Source organism: Candidatus Symbiobacter mobilis CR (assembly GCF_000477435.1).
GTDB classification, from domain to species: domain Bacteria; phylum Pseudomonadota; class Gammaproteobacteria; order Burkholderiales; family Burkholderiaceae_C; genus Rhodoferax; species Rhodoferax mobilis.
This window is the reverse complement of sequence record NC_022576.1, coordinates 2,422,787-2,439,545: the sequence shown is the minus strand read 5'-3', so window position 1 is coordinate 2,439,545 and position 16,759 is coordinate 2,422,787. Positions and strand designations below refer to the sequence as shown.

Below are 16,759 nucleotides of genomic sequence, written 5' to 3'. Positions count from 1 at the left end.
ACCATGGCAACCACCAATCCCCTCAAAACTGCCTCCGTCCTCGCCTTCGATCGCAAGCTGGACCCGTCTGATGCCCTTTTTGCCGCAGGAACCTGGGCTCACCGCGCCAACAGTGCCGCTTGGCCGCCCGTGGCCGTGCGCGCAAAGTCGGTGCGCGGCACCATTTCCAACCGGCTCAAAACCAAAGACCAGGACCCGGCCAAGCTCGATGCCGCCATCGAAAACCCCAACCTCCAAACCGTGGACGTGGCTACGCTGCCCGCCGAGGCCGACACCCTCCAAGTCAGCTTCACGCTGCGGGTGTTGGGTGGAACGGGCACCCCATCGGCCTGCAACAACGCGGACTACCAACGTGTACTGGTCGATACCGTCAACGGCTACGTCGCCACCCATGGCTTTGCCGAGCTGGCACGCCGCTACGCCGCCAATCTGGCCAACGGCCGCTTTCTGTGGCGAAACCGGTTGGGGGCTGAACAGATCGAAGTACAGGTGGCCCGCCTGGTCGATGGCCGGGCAGCCAACACATGGACTTTCGATGCGTTGGCCCATTCGCTGCGGGGCTTCGACGCACCTGAAACCATGCATCCCGATTTGGGTGCTGTATCCACCCTGCTGGCGCAGGGGCTGGCTGGCAAAAGCCATGTGCTGCTGCAAGTAACAGCCTTTGTGCGCATGGGGTCGGGCCAGGAGGTGTACCCGTCGCAAGAACTGATTCTGGACAAAGACAAGGCAAACAAAAGCAAAACCCTGTACACCGTCAACGGCATAGCGGGCATGCACTCGCAAAAGCTGGGCAATGCCATCCGCACCATCGACACCTGGTACACCGGCGCGGCCGACAACGGCCCCATTGCCGTCGAGCCTTATGGCTCCGTCACCACCCAGGGCAAGGCCTACCGCCAGCCCAAACAGAAGGAGGACTTCTACACCCTGCTGGACAACTGGGTCACCAAGGGTCAGGCCCCAGCTTTGGAACAGCAGCACTTTGTGGTGGCCACGCTGATTCGGGGTGGCGTGTTTGGCGATACGGACAAGGGCTGAAACCATGACCACCTTGAGCCATTACGTGAATATGGATGTAAGGCCCGACGGGGACTTTCCGTCCAGCCAGCTCATGGGGGCCTTGTACGTGCGTCTGCACCGGGCACTGGTAGCACACGGCGCTGGCGACATCGGCGTGTGCTTTCCGGCGCACAACGAACACTGGCTGGGCAACCGTATGCGGCTCCACGGCAGCGCCGAAGCGTTGGGCAAGCTGATGGGGGTGGACTGGCTGCAAGGCATGCGTGACCACCTGGACCTGACACCCGTCAGCCCTGTGCCCGACCAAATGGGGTACCGGCAGGTCAAGCGCGTGCAACCCCAAAGCAGCCCCGAGCGCTTGCGCCGACGCCTGATGCTGCGGCACAAACTGACCGCTGAAGAAGCAGCCGAACGCATTCCCGATACCGTGGCCCAACTGGTCGCTTTGCCGTCGGTATTTGTGCGCAGCAGCAGCACAGGCCAGTCGTTCCGCCTGTTTGTGTGCCACGGCCCGCTGACGCCTGAACCCAAGGAAGGGGGCTTCAGCACCTACGGCCTAAGCCTGGGTGGAGCCGTACCCTGGTTTTGACCCTTTTTGGGATGGCGCAAAAAGTTCTTTGAAAATCAAAGTTCTGCAGAGCAGGCAACAAAAAGGGTGATCACCGGTTTTTTGCCGGTATCTCTTTTGCTGACAATCACTTGGTGCTGAATGGGTCTACTTCACTGCCGAATAGGCAGCTTAGAAAAACGGGCAAGGCCGTGGAAGGTAACAACATCCCTTCACTGCCGAATAGGCAGCTTAGAAAAATTCAGCAAGCGTTACGGCTGGCATGTCAATCTTCACTGCCGAATAGGCAGCTTAGAAATGAAAAAGCAAAAAGATAGGCGCGACGAGTCACTTCACTGCCGAATAGGCAGCTTAGAAAATTTGCAAAAACAACACACAATGGCCAGAATTCTTCACTGCCGAATAGGCAGCTTAGAAATCATCACAAATCACATACTGAATTGGCATCGACTTCACTGCCGAATAGGCAGCTTAGAAAAACAAGCCGAGATGCGGAGTCCGCGCCATAAACTTCACTGCCGAATAGGCAGCTTAGAAACAGCAAACTACGCAGCGCCCCTACCCGCGCCACTTCACTGCCGAATAGGCAGCTTAGAAAAAGAGCGTAACCGGTTCCTGTTTGAAGCGCGCCTTCACTGCCGAATAGGCAGCTTAGAAATGGCCAACCTCCCATGGATATCTATCTACTTCCTTCACTGCCGAATAGGTAGCTTAGAAAGCCCAGGCGCACAACAAAGCACGCTCGTACTGCTTCACTGCCGAATAGGCAGCTTAGAAAAGCCGGGAACGTGCGGCTAACGCCGAGGATGCCTTCACTGCCGAATAGGCAGCTTAGAAATATTCCCAGGATACCGAATCGGCATTGCAGACCTTCACTGCCGAATAGGCAGCTTAGAAATGAACGATCGTGATTGGGAGGTCGGAGTCATCCTTCACTGCCGAATAGGCAGCTTAGAAATCGATCTCTAGCTCGTCTGGGACTACCATGCGCTTCACTGCCGAATAGGCAGCTTAGAAAAACCGCCCAAACGTCAATCTCGAACACTACCGCTTCACTGCCGAATAGGCAGCTTAGAAAGCTGAAGTGAGGCCGCGAACCGTCCATTCCGGCTTCACTGCCGAATAGGCAGCTTAGAAACCATAGCAGCAGCCCTGCGCACGCGATGAGAACTTCACTGCCGAATAGGCAGCTTAGAAAGCTAGAGGGGATGACGCACTGCACGTAGCAGACTTCACTGCCGAATAGGCAGCTTAGAAACTGTTGGATCCTCCGTCGCGCACGCGGGGAAGTCCTTCACTGCCGAATAGGCAGCTTAGAAATGTCCGCATGGCGTGATGGCAGGCTCAAACAACTTCACTGCCGAATAGGCAGCTTAGAAAAAAAAGTGCCGCGACTATGCGGCTTCCAAAAACTTCACTGCCGAATAGGCAGCTTAGAAAACACCAGAGCAATCCGCCGAGGGCGTGATCGACTTCACTGCCGAATAGGCAGCTTAGAGCCTATTTCAGTAGGCTAATGATATATAATATTAATCATCACAGTCGCAATAACCCAGATGAGGAAAATTATGGGCCTGATATTTCATGATGATGGGTGGAGATTGCATGATGCACTCTGGGGAATAATAAAATCATCGCTCCCTGAACCCAAAAAACATCCCCTTGGTTGCCATAATCCGCGTGTATCTGATCGCAGCGCAATGAACGCAATTCTTTTCGTATTGCGAACTGGCTGCCAGTGGAACGCCTTAAACATGACGGGAATTTGCTCGTGCAGTTCTGCCTATCGACGCTTTCGCGAATGGACGAAAGCAGGTGTATTTTCAGCCCTTTGGATACAACAATTGGTCGAATACGACAAATCCCAAGGCATTGATTGGGCATGGACATCCATGGATGGAGCGTTAACCAAAGCGCCCCTAGCAGGTCAGCAAACAACTGGGGCCAACCCAACAGATCGAGGCAAGCAAGGTGTCAAGCGCAGTGTGCTTACCGATGGTGCAGGCATACCGCTTGCCGTCGCCATCGACGGTGCGAATCGGCACGACATGAAGTTGGTCAGGAGTACGCTGGAAGACATCAAAGCAAAACGACCAGACCCGACGGATACAAAACCACAAGGCATCTGCTTGGACAAAGGATACGATTATGATGAAGTAAGAGAGATCGTCAAAGAATTTGGCTTTACGGCTCACATTCGCTCCAGAGGCGAAGAAGCTAAATCTATAAAGCAAGAAGCTGGTTTCAAGGCACGGCGCTGGGTAGTAGAACGTACACATAGCTGGATGAATCGCTTTCGCCGAATTCTGGTTCGTTGGGAAAAACTTCCTGAAACGTATATCGCCATGTTGCACATCACTTGCGCCCTAATCACTTTAAGGGCATATTGCCTACCGAAATAGGCTCTTAGAAATCATACCGGTTCGCGCTCCATTGCAACGCGGCCTGCACTGCCGAATAGGCAGCTTAGAAAAAGCAGTTGTACAAACTGGCCAGCCAAGCCACTTTCACTGCCGAATAGGCAGCTTAGAAAACATGAATGCTTCCAAGTTGAGTATTCCGGTCCAACGTGACCGGTGATTCTGGCGAACGTGACCGATACAAGCGGTCATAGAAGTCGGCACGGCGGTATACGCCATCGGAGCGGTGTTGCGCATAACGAAACCTACGGGCTAGGTAGCTTCGAGCGTTTTGCAAGGAGTTACCGATGCCTGCTTTACGGATCATTTACGGATCACTGTGCGCAAACTCAAAGATGCCTTGCGTCTCAAATTCGAAGATGGAAAGTCCCACCAACAAATTGCCCATGCTTTGGGCATTTCCCAAGGGGCAGTCACCCAATACGTGGGGTTGGCAATGGCCGCCGCTCTGGACTGGAATGCCGTCTCCCCATCTCCCTGACGGACGAAACCACGTTGGAACGGCGGCTGTTGGCCTACCCGCGCCCCAACGACAGCTACGCCCAGCCCGACTACGGCCGCATTCACCGTGAAATCGCGGTCACGTTCGCGTGAAATACGCAGCCGAGCGCCGGTCACGTTGGACCGGAATACTCACCTGTTTCGGATATTGCGAATATTCGTTTGTTTCGTTTATATACTCCCCCCATGATGCTGTTTGAAGCTTCCAGGAGGCTGCCATGACCACACTCTCTCCCACCCATTCGTTGCCGACGGCCGAAGAAGTTGCCATCGCCCGCGAGAGCGGCCGGGCGCTGTCCGCATTCCTGCAGACCCGTGCGGAAACCCAGCAGATCGAGATCTTCGACGACAGGGGAGCGTCCCATCCGGTCCGCGTCCCGGTGTCGGCGCTGCGGCTGCTCGTGGACGTCCTGACCGAAATCGGTGAGGGCAACGCGGTCAGCATCATCCCGATCCACGCCGAACTGACGACCCAGGACGCAGCAGACGTGCTCAACGTCTCGCGACCGTTCCTTGTGCAGTTGCTGGAGCACGGCGAGATTCCGTTTCACAAAATCGGAACGCACCGTCGCGTCCGCTACCAAGACGTGATCGCGTACAAGGAGCGGATCGACGCTGAGCGCAGCAAGGCCCTCCATGCACTGACCGAGCAAGCCCAGGCGCTCAAGATGGGGTACGAATGAATGAGTTCGAACTTCACCGTCATCTACGACGCGTGCGTGCTCTATCCGGCACCGTTACGCGACCTGCTGATGCGTCTGGCACTGACCGATCTGTACCGGGCGCGTTGGACGGACATGATCCACGACGAGTGGATGCGTAACGTTCTGAAGCAGCGGCCAGATCTGCAGGCCGAAGACCTGGAGCGGACGCGGTCGCTGATGAATGCCCACGTCCGCGACAGTCTGGTCACCGGCTTCGAGCATCTGATCCCGTCCGTCGAGTTGCCGGACACCGATGACCGACATGTGGTTGCCGCCGCCATTCACGGCGGCGCCAGCCTGATCGTGACCTTCAACCTGAAGGATTTCCCGCCGGACCAGCTCAAGCGCTACAACCTGGCCGCCCAGCATCCCGACGACTTCATCTTCGATCTACTAGATCTGCATGCAGCCCGAGTCTGCGAGGCGGCTGCCAACCATCGCCGGTCGCTGAAGAACCCGCCCAAGACGGTTGATGAATACCTGGACACGCTGCTCAAGCAGGGGCTGACACAGACTGTCGGCCAGTTGCGGGAGTGGAAGGTAGCGATCTGACGGACGCGGATTCGATTCCAGTTTCGGAAATGGAACTGGCCCCGGAAAGCAGACGAGGTGAAGCAGCCTTTCCGGCCACCAATCAGGGCGAAAAACCAGCTTGATCGTCCACGGCCGCAGGAGTAGTGCAATGAATGTGCTTTTGATTTCAGAGTGTGACCACAAAGCACTGACCCAAACCCGGCGCATCCTGGACCAGTTTGCCGAGCGCCGGGGCGAACGCACCTGGCAAACCCCCATCACCCGCGACGGCCTGGATACCCTGCGCCGCCTGCTGCGCCAAAGCGCCCGCAAAAACACCGCCGTAGCCTGCCACTGGATACGCGGGCTGGACCACAGCGAACTGCTGTGGGTGGTGGGTGACCGCAGCCGTTTCAACCCACTGGGCGCTGTGCCCACCAACACCACGGAACGCAACATCCTGCACGCCAACGACGAAAACGACTGGCACACCGGCGAGGACATCCATCTGCTGGCCGGGTTGGCCGCTTTGCTGCATGACCTGGGCAAAGCCAGCCGCGCTTTCCAGATGCGGTTGCGCGGTACCTTGACCGAGCGCAATCAGTACCGGCACGAATGGGTGTCACTGCGGCTGTTCGAGGCTTTTGTGGGTACCGACGACGACGCCACCTGGCTGGCCCGGCTGGCCAACCCCACGCCCGCCGACGATGCCAGTTGGCAGGCACGGTTGCAGCGTGACGGTATGGATGCGAACGTACAGCCGCCCTTTGTGCGCCTAGCCCATGCACCACTGGCCGAGGCCATTGGCTGGTTGGTGTTGACGCACCACCGCCTGCCGACGGTGCCGACAGGCAAACCCATCACCACTGCCAGCTTGCACCAGGTATTGCGCCAAATCGACGCAGGCTGGAACGAGCGCACCGACGGCGGCGACCCCGACCATCGCCTGCCGCTGTACTGGGACTTTGCTGCACACGGCCTGCCCGTCACTACCGATGCATGGCGCAAACAGGCATCCAAGCTCGCCCAGCGCCTGCTGGGCTTGCATGCCCAACCGGGCAAAGGCCAGTGGTTGGGCAACCCGTATGTGATGCATATCGCCCGCCTGAGCCTGATGCTGGCCGACCATCACTACTCCAGCCTGGGTGTGGATCAACGCACAGGCCAGCCCGTGGCCAGCCGGGTGTCCGGGCAGACAGACTACCCACTGTTTGCCAACACGCACGCCAGCGTTCCCGAACATCACAACGGGCACAGCAATCCCCATCACCTCAACCAGACGCTGGATGAACACCTGGTTGGCGTGGCGCGGCACAGTGCCATCGTTACCCATGCCCTACCCCGGTTCGACACCCATTTGCCGCACCTGGGCGAGTGCAAGCCACTCAAAAAACGTGCCAAGGACGAACGCTTCCGTTGGCAAGACAAAGCCGCCGATTTGGCCGCCAGCGTGCGCGGACGCAGTGCGCAACACGGCGCGTTCATCGTCAACATGGCCTCCACCGGTTGCGGCAAAACCCTGGCCAATGCCCGCGTCATGTACGCGCTGGCCGACCCCGCACAAGGTATGCGCTGCGCGTTTGCCATGGGGCTGCGCACCCTCACGCTGCAAACCGGGCGGGCTTTTCGCGACCTGTTGGGCCTGGCCGATGACGAGCTGGCCATTCGCGTGGGTGGCAGTGCCAGCCGGGCGCTGTTCGAGCATCATGAGCGCATGGCCGAGCAGACCGGTTCCGCCTCCACCCAGGCGCTGGTAGAAGAAGATGGCCATGTGGTGTTTGAGGGCAATCACGAAGCCCACCCCGTGTTGCAGCGGGTGCTGCACGACCCGCACACCGCCAAACTATTGGTGGCACCGCTGCTGGTCTGCACCATCGACCACCTCACCCCCGCCACCGAAAGCCAGCGCGGGGGCCGGCAGATTGCGCCCATGCTGCGGCTGATGAGCGGGGACCTTGTGCTGGATGAGCCGGACGACTTTGACATTGCCGACTTGCCTGCATTGACCCGGCTGGTGCATTGGGCCGGGTTGCTGGGTGCCCGGGTGCTGCTGTCTTCCGCCACCTTGCCCCCCGCACTGGTACAGGGCCTGTTCGAGGCCTACCGCCAAGGCCGCGTGCAATTCGCCCGCAACCGGGGCGAGCGGCCGGGCGATGCCACGCCCAGCCCCGAGGTGTGCTGCCTGTGGGTGGACGAATACCGGCAGCAACATGCCGATTGCACCGATTTGCCCGCATACACCCAGGCCCACCAGACTTTTGCCAGGGAACGGGTGCAACGTTTGGCCGAGGCCGTGGTGTGCCGCCGGGCCAAGTTCGCGCTGTTGGAGTTGGGACAACGCAAGTGCAGCGACCACCCCGCGTATTTCGCCCGCGAGGCCCTGCAATGGGCGCAAAAACTGCATGCAGCCCACCACAGCCTCGACCCGCACAGCGGCAAGCGCATTAGCTTTGGGCTGGTGCGCATGGCCAACATCGAACCGCTGGTGGATGTGGCCCTCGCCCTGTACAGCGTTGGTGTTCCCGAGGGGCAGCGCATCCATCTGTGCGTGTACCACTCGCAGTTTCCGCTGCTGATCCGCTCGGACATCGAACAGCAGTTGGACCACGCGCTCAACCGCCGCTCGCCCGATGCCGTGTTCAGCCTGCCAGACATTCGCCAGCGTATTGACGCATACCCCGACGAGGCAGACCACTTGTTCATCGTCTTGGGTTCACCCGTGACCGAGGTGGGCCGCGACCACGACTACGACTGGGCAGTGGTCGAGCCTTCGTCGATGCGCTCGCTTATCCAATTGGCAGGCCGGGTGCGCCGCCATCGGCCTGACGAATGCACCCAGCCGAACCTGCGCGTGTTCGTCACCAATTTGCGGCACTTTCAACACCCCGGCGAGCCTGCGTTTTGTCACCCCGGTTTCGAAAGCGCCAGCCACCCGCTGCACAGCCACAACCTGATCGACCTGCTTCGGCCCGAAGAGTACGCGGCGGTGGATTCCCGCCCCCGCATCCAGGCCCGCGACGCGCTGCAAGCCGCTACCCACTGGGTGGATTTGGAACATGCCCGGATGCAAGCCACCATGTTGCCTTTACCACCGACCGCCCCAAACGGCGTGGCGCAAAGGGGGCGCGCTTCTGCGCCACCACTGAACGCCGCGAGTTGGTGGCACTTGCCAGCGGCAGATGCCTTGCTGACAGCCGCGTTGCCCCAACAGCAGCCGTTTCGGCAGGACACCATCCCCAGGGTGGACTTGGTGTTGATGCCCAACGACGAGGGCGACGATTACGCACTGCAAATGCTGCTGGCCAAAACTGGCGGGCATCCAGGCGAATACCACATCCTCTACCTGGACCGTTCACTCAACAAACGAATTCCCGACGAACAGGTGCAAGGCCCGCGTATCGCCCCCTGGGGCCAGACCGACTACATGGCCGCGCTGACCGAACTGGCCGCCGACATGGACATGACCCTGGCCGACTGCGCACGCCGCTTCGGCACCGTGACGCTGCCCCAAAACGCCCAAGGATGGCGCTTCCACCCGGTGCTGGGGTTCACGAAGCAGCGGGGGTGAACACACCTCAAACGTTGCGGAGAGCACAGCAACCAGATGGAGCCAACTGGGGTGCGAACGGGGGCAACGTGCTGGGGGAAATCTGGCGCGGTTGGAGGGGATCGAACCCACGACCCTCGGCTTCGGAGGCCGATACTCTATCCACTGAGCTACAACCGCGCTGCCGTTCCGCGATAGCGCCGATGTACTGGCGCGCCGGGAACGAAGAGGCGGCATTCTACGGTTCGCCTGCCTTCGTGCGGGAATACAGGAATACAGGGAAATACAGCCAGTGCTGCATGGTGCCGCACTGGCTACCATCCTAGGTTTTTCATCCTCGATTTATCGTACGAAAGGACAACGATGCGATTGATTTTGTTGGGCGCACCGGGGGCAGGCAAGGGAACGCAGGCCACTTTTTTGTGCCAGAAATACGGCATTCCACAGATTTCCACCGGGGACATGTTGCGTGCCGCAGTGAAAGCGGGGACTCCGCTAGGGCTGCAGGCCAAGCAGGTCATGGACGCGGGGAACTTGGTCAGTGACGACCTGATCCTCGCACTGGTTCGCGAACGCATCGCACAAAGCGACTGCGAGAGTGGTTTCCTGTTTGACGGTTTCCCCCGGACGATCGCGCAAGCGCAGGCGCTGCGGGATGCCGACGTGCATATCGACATCGTGCTCGAAATCGACGTGCCTTTCGATGCCATCGTGCAGCGGATGAGCGGACGGCGAGCGCACCTGCCTTCCGGGCGCACCTACCATGTGGAGTTCAACCCGCCCAAGGTGCCGGGGATCGACGATGTGACGGGGGAACCACTCGTACAGCGCGACGATGACAAGGAAGAAACAGTGCGCAAACGCCTGGAGGTGTACAGCGCACAAACGCGCCCCCTGGTCGAGTACTACACCGCCTGGGCGCAGTCCGAACCAGGGCGTGCGCCGAAGTACCGCGCAATCAGCGGACTAGGCACTGTGGCGGAGATCACCGCGCGAGCGCTGGCAGCGCTCGAATCCTGAACCTCCGCAGACGGGAAAGGGGTTGGTGGCACGGGAAACGGCCATGACTTCCCGGATTCAGGGCTTCGGCACCCAGTCATCGACACACAAATACCGGTTGAAGACCCCGCCCTGCAAGGGCGGTGCGCCGTAGCCCGGGCCTGAAGGCCGGTTCTGGATGGTGTGCTGGCCGTTTCCGCCTTGTCACCGTGCATCGTGCGCCATGCAATCCAGCATCATTGCCACGCGGGCTTGCACGGCAGTCAGGCTGTCTGCATGGGAAAAGGCCATTCCGGCATGGGGAACGATGGGGCCGCAGCGGCTGGTAAGCACCACCCGCACTCCAGCATCGCAGGCGCGGCGCAATGCGGCTTCCATCGCATGGTGCAGCGTGCCGTTGCCCGTCGCAGCGACGACGATGCCACGCAATGGGGGCGTGTCGCCACCACTATTGCGTAGCAAGGCATCGATCACGGCGGCGCTTCCCCCTGCATAGCCCATCACGATCTCGACCCGAGGCCATGCGTTCGCACGGATTGCACGATCCAGTGCTTCTCGTGGCTGGGTGGCAGGCGCTGCGGGCCAGGGGCGCAACGCACGCAGTCTGCCGTTTTCCAGATACCCGAGTGGGCCTGCATCGCCGCTAGAAAAAGCGTCGAGCCGGTACGTGTGCGTCTTGCGCACTTCCACAGCCGCGTGTACTGCCCCGGCACACGCCACCATCACCCCGTGCGCCCCTGCGGTAGCAGCGAGGGTGAAGGCATCGTACAGATTGGCTGGGCCATCGCTGCCCAAGGCGTCGAGCGCACGCATCGCGCCCGTGAGCACGACAGGCTTCTGCGAGGTCAGCGAACCAGGCAAGGCCGCGTGCAGAAAGTAGGCTGTTTCTTCGAGCGTGTCCGTGCCATGTGTCACGACGACCCCGGCAACCTCAGCGCGGCGCAGGTGGTCGACGATGCGCTCGTACAGCTTGGCCCAAAGGCAAAAGTCCAAGTCTTTGCTGTCGATGTTCGCCACCTGTTCGGTACGCAACGCAAACCCGGCAGGCAGTGCGGGTAAGGCAGCAACGAGCGTATCGATGCCATGGCGTGCGCTGTCGTATTCGGCGGCGAGACGGGGGTCGGGCTGGGAGCCAGCAATCGTTCCCCCCGTTCCGAGTACTACGAGGTTTCGTACATGGTTCTGCATGGCTTTCTGCATGGTTTCTCGAAACTCCCTTGCCCGCAGACGGGAGAGGGGTTGGGGGTAAGGAAAACGGCCATGACTTGCCTGATTCGGGGCATCTGCGCAAAGTCATGGCCGTTGATTCTGGGTGCGCGGCACAATCCCGCGTTTTGTATTGATGTAGGGCCGGTGTAGATCGGTCAATGTACGGCCAGCGCGCATGTCTTCTTCCCCAACGCTGACGCCCTGCCAACGCAGGGTGCTGGATTTTCTGCAAGACACCATCGTTCGCACGGGGGTACCGCCCACGCGGGCGGAGGTAGCCACTGCGCTGGGTTTTCGGTCGGCCAATGCTGCGCAGGAACACTTGCAGGCCCTTGCGCGCAAAGGGGTGATCGAATTGGGGCAGGGGTCTGCGCGGGGCATCCGCATCCCTGGTCACTGCCCCGGTCACTTCCCCGCAGACGAGCCGATGGGGGCAGTCTGGACGTTGCCACTGGTGGGCCGCGTGGCGGCGGGGCTGCCGATCCTTGCACAAGAACACTTGGAGGGGAGCTATCCCGTCGCGGCAGGGCTGTTCGCGCAGCGGCCCGACTATTTGCTGCGCGTGCAGGGTACGTCGATGCTGGGGGCAGGAATTCTGGATGGGGATCTGCTGGCCATCCATGCTTGCCCCGAGGCGCAGACAGGGCAGATCGTTGTGGCGCGCATTGGTGAAGAGGTCACGGTCAAACGACTGGTTCGCACCGACCGCATGATCGAGCTTCACCCGGAAAACCCGCAATACCCGGTGCTGACTGTGACAGCAGAGCAGCCCTTCGCGATCGAAGGCATCGTCGTGGGGTTGATCCGGCCCGCAGTGCGCAAGTAGGCGCAGTCCAGTCCGGTCAGGAGCCAAGGGAGCAAGGACTCAACAAGGCTCCAGCCAGGGCGTCAAGGCCGGTAATTCGGCAGCCCGGACCAGAGTACGTCGAGGTCATGGAAGTTCCACTGGGTGGGATCCTCGCGCTGAACGATCTTGTCCGTGGTCTTGGGGTGCGACAGGTCGATCAGGGCGGGTTCAAAACGCAGCCCGGACTTGGTCGAATAGAACACCTTGACGATCGGCGCGGTGAGCGTTCCGCTGGATTGTTCGACGACCACGCCGATCCGCCCCGACGCAAGCCGCACGAGGGACCCCACCGGGTAGATCCCCATGCTTTTGACGAAGTACTGAAAGATACGCTGATCGAAGTGGGTGCGCGTCCATTCGGCCATTTTTCGCATCGACTCAGCGGGATCCCAGCCGTTTTTGTAGGGGCGGTTCGACGTGATGGCGTCGTAGACGTCGCAGACGGCGCCCATCTTGGAGAAGAGCGTGATTTCTTCGTCGCGCAGGCGCTTGGGGTAGCCCGATCCATCGACCTTTTCGTGGTGGTGCCAGACGACGTCGAGCGCGATGGGATCCATGCCTTCACTGCGAAGCAGGATGTCGTGACCCTCCCCGGGATGGGCCTTCATCTTCTCGAACTCTTCCTCGGTGAGCTTGCCGGGCTTATTGAGGATCGATTTGGGAACAGCGACTTTTCCCATGTCGTGCAACAAGCCGGCCAACCCGCAGGAGCGCGTCGTTTCTGCACCGAGATCCAATTGCCGGGCCAGCGCAACCATCATTGCGCACACGGCGACCGAGTGCATGTAGGTGTAGTCATCCGCCGTTTTGAGGCGCGCAAGGCTGATGATTGCGCCAGGATTGCGCGTGATGGAATCCGAGATTTCCTCAACGAGTGCGTTGGCGCTTTCCGAATCGACGGCATTGCCGAGCCGCACTTCCTCGAACATCGACTGCACGGCAGTCTTGGATTCGATGCAGATGCGCGCCGCGCGTTCTACCTCCTTGGCCCTGGGCGTAGGCGTTTGGTTGCGGCGTGGAATGGAGACGGGTTCGAGGGGAGAACTGGCGCTATCGAGCGCCTGAGTGACCTCCGCATTGGCCTCTTCTTCCGTGACGGCGCTTTCTCCCTGCGCGACGTCAAGCCCCAAGGCAGCGTCAATCCAGACTTCGCGGATGCTGCTGGAACGAATCGCTTCGAGATCCTTGGGATCGGTCAGGACGAACCCGGTGCGCCAAAACGGATGCTCCATCCAGGAACCGCAGAATTCCTTGACGTGCATCCCCAGTACGAGTTGCTGGACACCGATGCGTTTGAGCATGGCAGCCTCACCCGACGAGACAAACTCAGCGTGCTTTGCGGGGTTTGCGTCCGCCCGCATGCGGCGGGGCGCCTCCGCCACGGGGAGGCTTCCCCAGTTGCAGGGAATTGACCAGGCTGCTGAGCCGTTGCTGGAAAAGCAAGTCGATTTGCTGGACGATGCCCTCCAGCTCAGTGCGGTCGAAATGGCGTTCCATCAGCTCGACGACGTCTTGCACGAGCAGGTCGCGTTGCACTTGCATGATCGACCCCGGATCCGGGCCGATGAAGAGCAGGAAAAAATCGTCCCGCGTGGGGGGTTCTTCCTCGTCTTCCTCGTCGTCTTCCTCGTCGTAGCGGGTGTCATAAAACGTGACTTCCAGCACAGCGCCGTCGATGGAAAGATCGTTGAGGTTCATGCACATCTCGTCGAGGGCTTGGCGGAAGTTTTCCGCGCCGACGACGGTCCAGCACATCTGCAGCAGATGCTGGTCTGCGATGAAAGCGATACCGGGTTCATCCTCGTAGCAGCTCTGCGCGGCAGCCCACAGGGAGGGCGATCCCGTGTAGCGCCATAGGGGCTGCAAGGCTTCCTCAAGGTGGGCAGGGCCTACGTCCCGGCGCAGGGCCACTTGGCCATGGACATGGATTTCGAGGGGGGATTCGTAATGAGGCATGGCGAGAGTGTACGAGACCCCTCGCCAACAACAGTGCAGGACATCCCGCGAATACACTGCCCGTCCCAGCAGAGGGAGTAGAGGGACCTGCGGGATGCAATCTGCTGTGTGTACAAGGCTCCCAGTGCAAGATATGGACGCCCTCGACGACCCCGACGCTCTCGACCCCGATCCCGACGGTTCCAGCGGCCTACTTGGTGGCGACGAACCCGACGCAGCCGCTGCCCAACCGATGGACGCCAACGCTGCGGCGCGAGCCATGGAGGCTTTCGACCGGTTGATGGCCTCGAACCCGGCGTTTTGTCAACGTCCTGGGCAGCGCGCCATGGCGCAGCGCATCGCAGACTCCCTGCACGACGCCACCCCGGGCAATGCCCGCCGGGCCATCGCCGTGATTCAGGCCGGGACGGGGGTAGGCAAGTCTGCCGCGTACCTTGCCACCGCAGTGGGGCTGGCTTTGTCTTGCAATACGCGCGTCGTGGTGTCGACCGCCACCGTGGCATTGCAAGAGCAGCTCTTGCACAAGGATTTGCCCGCCCTGGCCGCAGCACTCGACGTGCCTTTGACGTTCGCCTTGGCCAAAGGCCGTGGACGGTACGTGTGCAAACTCCAGCTCGAACGCTACGCCGACGCGGAGGGCGGCAGCTTGCTCGACTGGGCCGAAGACGGCACCCCGCAGTCCGAGGGGGAGCCGCGTTCCCGCAGTCAGACCGCCCAATTCGAGCGCCGGATGCGGCTGTACCGTAGCTTGGCGCAGGCGTTGGCCGAGGGGGAGTGGGCAGGAGACCGCGACACCTTGTCGCAACCGATGGACCCCGCAGACTGGGCGCCTATCGCAGCCGAGCGCCACACCTGCACCGCACGCCACTGCCCCCGATACCGGGATTGCTGCTACTACAGCGCCAAGCTGGCGTTGGTGCAGGCACAGGTGATCGTCGCCAACCATGACTTGATCCTGGCTTCGCTGGGAATGCGTGCGCTGCCCGATCCGGACAAATGCATCCTCGTTTTTGACGAAGGCCATCACCTGCCTTCGGTAGCGCTGGAACGCTTTGCCAGCGCGATGGACGTGACGAATCTGCGTTGGCTTGATCGCTTGCCAGGGGTGCTGCACAGTGCGGCGCGAGAGATGGAACACACCCCGTCCATCGACGTTTCGGCTACGGCACTGCAACTGCGGCGTGCGATGCAAGACATCGCGCGTGCCTTGCAGGGTCTCGTCCCCATCGCAACGACTGCGGACTCTGCGACCCATCGCTTCCCCAACGGGGTGTGGCCCCAGGAGTTGGTCGAACCCATGGCGCTGACGCAGGAACATGCATGCACCTTGCTGCACGAGCTGACAGAGCTGGGCGCCGCGCTCAAGCGCCAGGCACGCGACAACCCGACGCAATCTGCCGACTGCGCCGCACGCTACGCCAATCTCGGGCAAATGGCGTCCCGGCTGTCCGGCGTGGCGCAGGCAGCAAGCATGTTGCTGGCGCCGGAAGAACGCTCCGTGGCCAAGTGGGTCGAAGCCAGCGCGCCGTCGGGCATCGTGACCCTGCGCATACATGCAGGCCCCCTCTTTGCCGGAGGGCTGCTGCAAGAGCGGCTATGGAACGTTGCGCAGGCGGTCGTCATCACCTCGGCCACGCTGACGACGTGCAATAGCTTCGACTACTTTCTGCGCGAAACAGGATTGCAGGGGCTACCGCAGGTGTCGGCCCTCGCTGTGGACAGTCCTTTCGATTACGCCCGGCAAGGGGAGCTGGTCGTCGTCGCCACTGCGGCAGACCCACGCAATGTCGAGGCCTACACGCAGGAGGTGGTGCAAGCCCTGTTGGCGGATCTGCGCGAGGTCGAACGCGGAGCGCTGGCTTTGTTCACGTCCCGCACGCAAATGCAGGCGGCGGTCAATGCGCTCGACGAAGCGTTGCGCGAGCGCGTGCTCGTCCAGGGTGACATGGCCCGCCCCCGCCTGCTGGAACGACACGCAGAGCGGATAGCCGCAGGGCAGCCGTCGATCCTTTTTGGCCTGCAATCGTTCGGGGAAGGGCTTGACCTGCCTGGCCCGCTGTGCGAGGTGCTGTATATCGCCAAACTGCCATTCGCACCGCCGACGGATCCCGTCCAGGAAGCGCGGGCCGAATGGCTGCGCAGCCGGGGCGGTGATCCCTTCCACGAGCTGGTTGTCCCGGAAACCGGCATTCGCCTTTTGCAATGGACCGGCCGTGCCATTCGCACGGAAACCGACCGCGCCCGCCTCGTCTGTTACGACAAGCGCCTGACCCACACCGCGTATGGCCGGCGCATCCTGGCTGGTCTGCCACCGTATGCGAAGGTGCAGCGAAACTGCTGAACAGCGAGTGACTCCTGGCGCAGTACATTCCTGGTGTCCATCGCATTGCTTCCCCCTCTAGAACCTATTCCAGTAGGGGCTGCGCCATCGCATTGCACGCGGCGGCGGTGCTCGGAATCCTCATGTACCGT

12 protein-coding genes, 1 tRNA gene, 1 pseudogene and 1 CRISPR repeat array are annotated in these 16,759 nt (G+C 60.9%); of the genes and pseudogenes, 10 read left to right on the top strand and 4 right to left on the bottom strand.

What is annotated here, in order from left to right; genetic code table 11:
- Positions 1–3 precede the first annotated feature (3 nt).
- The 7 genes and pseudogenes from csy3 (at position 4) to cas3f (ending at position 9,297) form a co-directional block, all read left to right on the top strand.
- A complete protein-coding gene (gene csy3 / locus CENROD_RS09980) occupies positions 4–1,041 on the top strand; it encodes a type I-F CRISPR-associated protein Csy3 (RefSeq protein ID WP_022775599.1) in 1,038 nt (345 codons plus the stop codon).
- A 4-nt stretch (positions 1,042–1,045) separates the two neighbouring features.
- Positions 1,046–1,612: a type I-F CRISPR-associated endoribonuclease Cas6/Csy4 gene (cas6f, locus tag CENROD_RS09975; protein WP_022775596.1), complete on the top strand. Its 567-nt coding sequence runs from the start codon at positions 1,046–1,048 to the stop codon at positions 1,610–1,612.
- Between the two features lie 129 nt (positions 1,613–1,741).
- A CRISPR array of direct repeats spans positions 1,742–3,091; the repeat unit is 28 nt; unit sequence CTTCACTGCCGAATAGGCAGCTTAGAAA.
- Between the two features lie 68 nt (positions 3,092–3,159).
- Complete coding sequence (locus CENROD_RS09970; RefSeq protein WP_041194602.1) at positions 3,160–3,993, top strand: IS5 family transposase; 834 nt, start codon at positions 3,160–3,162, stop codon at positions 3,991–3,993.
- A gap of 337 nt (positions 3,994–4,330) precedes the next feature.
- Positions 4,331–4,587 (top strand): annotated as a pseudogene (locus CENROD_RS13675) (sigma factor-like helix-turn-helix DNA-binding protein); the annotation flags it as partial.
- Between the two features lie 143 nt (positions 4,588–4,730).
- Entirely contained in the window at positions 4,731–5,195 is a 465-nt protein-coding gene (locus CENROD_RS09960) for a helix-turn-helix domain-containing protein (protein WP_022775583.1), read from the top strand.
- A complete protein-coding gene (locus CENROD_RS09955) occupies positions 5,196–5,768 on the top strand; it encodes a PIN domain-containing protein (protein WP_022775579.1) in 573 nt (190 codons plus the stop codon).
- 130 nt (positions 5,769–5,898) lie between these two features.
- Positions 5,899–9,297 (top strand): type I-F CRISPR-associated helicase Cas3f, encoded by a 3,399-nt coding sequence (cas3f, locus tag CENROD_RS09950; RefSeq protein WP_022775575.1) that lies wholly within the window; start codon positions 5,899–5,901, stop codon positions 9,295–9,297.
- 83 nt (positions 9,298–9,380) lie between these two features.
- Here the strand turns inward: cas3f and CENROD_RS09945 are convergent.
- Positions 9,381–9,456: transfer RNA gene (locus tag CENROD_RS09945), tRNA-Arg, on the bottom strand.
- A gap of 183 nt (positions 9,457–9,639) precedes the next feature.
- Between CENROD_RS09945 and adk the strand changes: the two genes are divergently transcribed.
- Complete coding sequence (adk, locus tag CENROD_RS09940; RefSeq protein WP_022775572.1) at positions 9,640–10,296, top strand: adenylate kinase; 657 nt, start codon at positions 9,640–9,642, stop codon at positions 10,294–10,296.
- A gap of 183 nt (positions 10,297–10,479) precedes the next feature.
- Here the strand turns inward: adk and CENROD_RS09935 are convergent, their stop codons facing one another.
- On the bottom strand, positions 10,480–11,463 hold the full coding sequence (locus CENROD_RS09935; RefSeq protein WP_238551779.1) for an asparaginase: 984 nt from the start codon (positions 11,461–11,463) through the stop codon (positions 10,480–10,482).
- 196 nt (positions 11,464–11,659) lie between these two features.
- On the opposite strand from CENROD_RS09935, the gene lexA reads away from it, so the two are divergent.
- Entirely contained in the window at positions 11,660–12,310 is a 651-nt protein-coding gene (gene lexA, locus CENROD_RS09930) for a transcriptional repressor LexA (RefSeq protein ID WP_022775565.1), read from the top strand.
- 62 nt (positions 12,311–12,372) lie between these two features.
- Here lexA and CENROD_RS09925 read toward each other — a convergent pair whose 3' ends face one another.
- Positions 12,373–13,632: a cyclic di-GMP phosphodiesterase gene (locus CENROD_RS09925; protein WP_022775562.1), complete on the bottom strand. Its 1,260-nt coding sequence runs from the start codon at positions 13,630–13,632 to the stop codon at positions 12,373–12,375.
- Between the two features lie 25 nt (positions 13,633–13,657).
- Positions 13,658–14,287 (bottom strand): DUF6806 family protein, encoded by a 630-nt coding sequence (locus tag CENROD_RS09920; protein ID WP_022775558.1) that lies wholly within the window; start codon positions 14,285–14,287, stop codon positions 13,658–13,660.
- 133 nt (positions 14,288–14,420) lie between these two features.
- On the opposite strand from CENROD_RS09920, the gene dinG reads away from it, so the two are divergent.
- Positions 14,421–16,628, top strand: a complete 2,208-nt coding sequence (gene dinG, locus CENROD_RS09915) for an ATP-dependent DNA helicase DinG (protein WP_238551778.1) — start codon at positions 14,421–14,423, stop codon at positions 16,626–16,628.
- Positions 16,629–16,759 lie beyond the last annotated feature (131 nt).

Excerpts from the sequence above, each read along its gene's own strand:
- csy3 (WP_022775599.1), top strand. The coding sequence starts at position 4 with ATGGCAACCACCAATCCCCTCAAAACTGCCTCCGTCCTCGCCTTCGAT.
- cas6f (WP_022775596.1), top strand. The coding sequence starts at position 1,046 with ATGACCACCTTGAGCCATTACGTGAATATGGATGTAAGGCCCGACGGG.
- CENROD_RS09970 (WP_041194602.1), top strand. The coding sequence starts at position 3,160 with ATGGGCCTGATATTTCATGATGATGGGTGGAGATTGCATGATGCACTC.
- CENROD_RS09960 (WP_022775583.1), top strand. The coding sequence starts at position 4,731 with ATGACCACACTCTCTCCCACCCATTCGTTGCCGACGGCCGAAGAAGTT.
- CENROD_RS09955 (WP_022775579.1), top strand. The coding sequence starts at position 5,196 with ATGAGTTCGAACTTCACCGTCATCTACGACGCGTGCGTGCTCTATCCG.
- cas3f (WP_022775575.1), top strand. The coding sequence starts at position 5,899 with ATGAATGTGCTTTTGATTTCAGAGTGTGACCACAAAGCACTGACCCAA.
- adk (WP_022775572.1), top strand. The coding sequence starts at position 9,640 with ATGCGATTGATTTTGTTGGGCGCACCGGGGGCAGGCAAGGGAACGCAG.
- CENROD_RS09935 (WP_238551779.1), bottom strand. The coding sequence starts at position 11,463 with ATGCAGAACCATGTACGAAACCTCGTAGTACTCGGAACGGGGGGAACG.
- lexA (WP_022775565.1), top strand. The coding sequence starts at position 11,660 with ATGTCTTCTTCCCCAACGCTGACGCCCTGCCAACGCAGGGTGCTGGAT.
- CENROD_RS09925 (WP_022775562.1), bottom strand. The coding sequence starts at position 13,632 with ATGCTCAAACGCATCGGTGTCCAGCAACTCGTACTGGGGATGCACGTC.
- CENROD_RS09920 (WP_022775558.1), bottom strand. The coding sequence starts at position 14,287 with ATGCCTCATTACGAATCCCCCCTCGAAATCCATGTCCATGGCCAAGTG.
- dinG (WP_238551778.1), top strand. The coding sequence starts at position 14,421 with ATGGACGCCCTCGACGACCCCGACGCTCTCGACCCCGATCCCGACGGT.